Annotated in this window: 1 protein-coding gene, 3 pseudogenes and 1 other annotated feature; of the genes and pseudogenes, 2 read left to right on the top strand and 2 right to left on the bottom strand. The window is 58.8% G+C overall.

Annotated features, from left to right (window positions below):
* Positions 1-116: 116 nt before the first annotated feature.
* Positions 117-621, bottom strand: a pseudogene (locus tag FS320_RS39755) (transposase); the annotation flags it as partial.
* A 239-nt stretch (positions 622-860) separates the two neighbouring features.
* Positions 861-916: a sequence feature (sul1 is cis-regulatory element that is thought to sense ions involved in sulfur or methionine metabolism; They are found in Alphaproteobacteria), on the top strand.
* Positions 917-1,058: 142 nt separating this feature from the next.
* Here FS320_RS39755 and FS320_RS39760 point away from each other — a divergent pair.
* Positions 1,059-1,640: a serine O-acetyltransferase gene (locus FS320_RS39760; RefSeq protein ID WP_152717936.1), complete on the top strand. Its 582-nt coding sequence runs from the start codon at positions 1,059-1,061 to the stop codon at positions 1,638-1,640.
* A 188-nt stretch (positions 1,641-1,828) separates the two neighbouring features.
* On the opposite strand, the pseudogene FS320_RS39765 reads toward FS320_RS39760, so the two are convergent.
* Positions 1,829-2,968 (bottom strand): annotated as a pseudogene (locus FS320_RS39765) (IS3 family transposase).
* Between the two features lie 53 nt (positions 2,969-3,021).
* Here FS320_RS39765 and FS320_RS39770 point away from each other — a divergent pair.
* A pseudogene (locus FS320_RS39770) lies at positions 3,022-3,741 on the top strand (IS5 family transposase); the annotation flags it as partial.
* Positions 3,742-3,825: the final 84 nt, after the last annotated feature.

The following is a 3,825-nucleotide window of genomic DNA, read 5'->3' on the forward strand; positions in this document are numbered from 1 at the left end:
GCCGGGGCCGACCACCAGGAGGCAAAGCAAATGATCATCCGACCGGCTGATCACCGGACCCATTCTCGTCCGTCAGGTAGGGAAAATTGAAGGCCCATAATTACGGGAGATTCAACGCCCATTGACACCAGCAGGTCGCGCAGCATGCGGCTGCCCGCGAATGGGACCTCCAGATGGAGTTCACCCATCCGCCGCAGGGGGGCAGATCGGCCGCCGAGGCAGGCTGCGCTCGATAATAGAGGCTGGCCCGGCTGATCCTGAGCGCCTCGGCTTGCCGGGTCAGCGTCAGGGCATGCGATCGATCGATCATCGCTTTGCGCTCGGCAACACTCCGGCTTTGCCGAGCGCGCTTTCCAAAAAATCGTTGGCCAGGGTCAGCTCGCCGATCTTGGCGTGCAGGGTCTTCACATCCACCGGCGGGGCGTCAGCTCCCGCCTTGGGCTCAGGCCCGAATACCCCGGCGGCTCCGTCGAGGAGCTGGGCCTTCCACTGAGTGATCTGGTTGGCATGCACATCGAACTGCTGGGCCAGCTCGGTCAGGGTCTTCTCACCCTTCACGGCGGCCAGGGCCACTTTGGCCTTGAAAGCCGGAGAGTGGTTCCGGCGCGGTCGCTTGCTCATCGTTTCTCCTGGTCGGCAGCTATTCTGGCTGCAATCAGGCAAAAACTCCGCTTATCCCGCTGTCCAGTTTTACCGAGACGACTCTCGTATGGGCTGCGATCACAATCCGGAGTCAGCAAGCCGTTGGATGAGTATATCGCCCAGAGCTAGTCCTTGATCATTCTCTTCGTTGTGCGCGGAGGTACACCTTAGGAGAGATTGCGCTCAAGGGAAGTTCCAGCGAAACTATTGAGTAGTCAAAAGGACCTGGTGCAATCCCAGGTGGCTCTTCTGGCCGCTCATCCGCCAGACAACGTTAGGTTTGTTACAATTCATCCAAGGTACAGAACTCTCAGGGCCGATGAACCAATCTGAACCTTAGCCTAGTGAGGCCCTTGGTGGTTGCGTACATGCGTGTGATTCGTTGTAACGAGCTGTGAGATAATCAAGCACCAGAGATGCAACATCTTAACTTTAGTGGGTCATCCCCTGTCTCGGATTCCAAACCTGAAGCCTCCGATCAGCCGCATGATGCAATTGGATTTTGGCGTCTTATCCGTGAGGACGGCGGAGCCAATCTCGGCTCTGTTTGGCGACCCGGCTTCCAAGCCATGGTCATGTATCGCATAGGTCGTTGGGCCGCCGAAGCGCCGCTGCCGCGCGCCCCAGCTCTGTGGTTTGCGAAAGTCTTACACGTGTTTATTCGTAATTTTTACGGGATTGAACTCTATTGGGACGCGAAAATAGGTCGGAGATTCACAATCGGACACCAAGGCGGAATCGTGATTCATCAGTTCTGTACGATCGGCGACGATTGCATGATTAGGCAGAACGCTACGATTGGTGCTGCTGACCACTTTAGTCCAGAACTTGCTCCAGTAATCGGAAATAACGTCGAGATCGGAGCTGGCGCCACGATAATCGGGAAGATTCGTATTGGAAACAATGTGAAGATTGGCCCTAACGCGGTCGTTACGACTGATATTCCGGATAGCTCAACCGTTTTTGCGCCTGCTTCTCGGATTGTCTCCTGGGGATAGTAAATAGGAAAATGCAATGGAAGGAGTACACATCCTCGCAATCATAAATTCAGTACTCACCCACAACGGAAATCCTGCGGTCACTGATGACGATATCGTACTGCGAGAAGCTCGCTTCAGAAGTCTCGATTTTTCCGAAGTCACGCTCAGATGGATTTGCTTCGGTTAAGTGGAGAGCGGTTTGGTAGCTATTCGGCCAGCCTTTCGAACTGAACCGGGCTGAAGTAGTCGAGCGTCGAATGACGCCGGACGGGGTTGTAAAAACCATCGATGTAACGCCCAAGTGCGTCCTTGGCCTCGGCTCTGGTCTGGAAAACGGTGCGCCAGACCAGTTTAGATTTCAAGGTCTTGAAGAAGGTCTCGACGACAGCATTGTCGAAGCAATTGCCTTTCCCGGACATTGAGATCCGGATGCCGTGTTTCCGCAACTCGGCCTGATAGGCTGTCGCGCAATATTGACTGCCGCGATCCGCGTGATGGATCAGGCCCGCTGATGGCCGCCGGATGGCCACAGCCTTGCGCAGCGCCTCCAGCGCCAGCTCCTTGTGCAGCCGGTCACTCACCGCCCAGCCGACCACCCGCCGGGCGAACAGATCCAGGACCACGGCCAGGTACAGCCAGCCCTCGTTCGTCCACAGGTAGGAGATATCTGCGGCCCACTTCTCGTTTGGACCCTGAGCCGAGAAGTCCTGCTCGAGGAGATTGGGAGCCACCGGGAAGGCATGATGGCTGTCGGTGGTGCGCTTGAACCGGCGCTTCTGCCGGGCTTCCAGGCCATTCTCGCGCATCAACCGAGCCGTGCGACGGCGCCCGACCTTCAGGCCCTCGTCCTGCAGCTCGCGGGTCATGCGTGGACTGCCGTAGGTCTCATGGGAGAGAATAAAGGCCGAGCGGATGTGAGCCAGCAGCACCAGATCCTCCCGCTGACGGCAACTCGCTGGACGAGAGCGCCAGGCGAAATAGCCGCTCTGGCTCACTTCGACGACCTGGCACAGACGAGTGACGGGGAAGTTCTCTTTCGCCGCATCGATGAACTGAAACTTCATCGACTTCCCTCCTTAAAATGCCGTAGCCTTCTTCAGGATCTCCCGCTCCTGGCGCAGGATCTCGTTCTCGCGCCGCAGCCGCTTCAGCTCGGTGGCCATGTCCTCCTGGCGCTCCGCGGGCGGGTCCTCGATCTCACGCTCGCGACGGCGATCGAGCCAGTGCCGCAGGGTCGACAGGCCAACCCCGAGATCTTGGGCGACCTCACGCCGGCTGCGGCCGCTCGTCAGAGCAAGCTGCACCGCCTCATCCTGAAACTCTTTCGTAAAGCGTGTGTGGGGCATGGAGATCCTCCTGGGCTATAAGAGTGCTCTCCATCTTTCCGAAGCAAGACCAGGTTGAGGCCATCCTCTATCTCACTTCGACCGGTTGCCAGTGGCGCCAGCTGCCCAAGGAGTTCCCGCCCTATTCGACCGTGCAGGGTTACTTCTATGCCTGGTCACGGGATGGCACCTTTGAGCGGATCAACCATGCTCTCGTGGCCGCCTCGCGCGCGAGGGCCGGACGCGAGGCGAGCCCCTCGGCCGGCGTGATCGACAGCCAATCGGCGAAGACAACGGAAAGCGGCGGCCCGCGCGGCTTTGATGCTGGCAAGAAGATCAAGGGGCGCAAGCGCCACATCATCACTGACACGTAGGGCCATCTCGTCGGGCTGCGCGTTCACACCGCCGACATCCAGGATCGTGATGGTGCGGTGGAGGTGCTCACCTCAATCCGGGCGCTGTATCCCTGGCTGCGCCATGTCTTTGCCGATGGCGGCTATGCGGGCGATAAGTTGCGCGACGCGATCGCCACTCTCGGGCACTGGACGATCGAGATCATCAAGCGCTCCGACGCGGCCAAAGGCTTTCAGGTGCTCAAGCGCCGCTGGGTGGTGGAGCGAACATTCGGCTGGCTTGGACGCTGCCGCCGCTTGGCCAAAGACTTCGAAGCTTCCATTGAAAGCGCGGTGGCCTGGGTCTTCATCGCCCATATCCGGATACTGACCAGAAGGGTAACATTGGCAAAAGTCGGGCTGAGCTGGCGGGTCGGGGTTCCGGCGCAGCGACAATTCTGATTCAATCCCCTGCATGTCACCGGCCCCGGATCTTGATGGCCTGTCGAACGCCGATCTGAAGCGGTTGGTGCTGGAGCTGTTGGG

The sequence above is a fragment of the Microvirga tunisiensis genome, assembly GCF_009296175.1.
Classification (GTDB): Bacteria; Pseudomonadota; Alphaproteobacteria; order Rhizobiales; family Beijerinckiaceae; genus Microvirga; species Microvirga tunisiensis.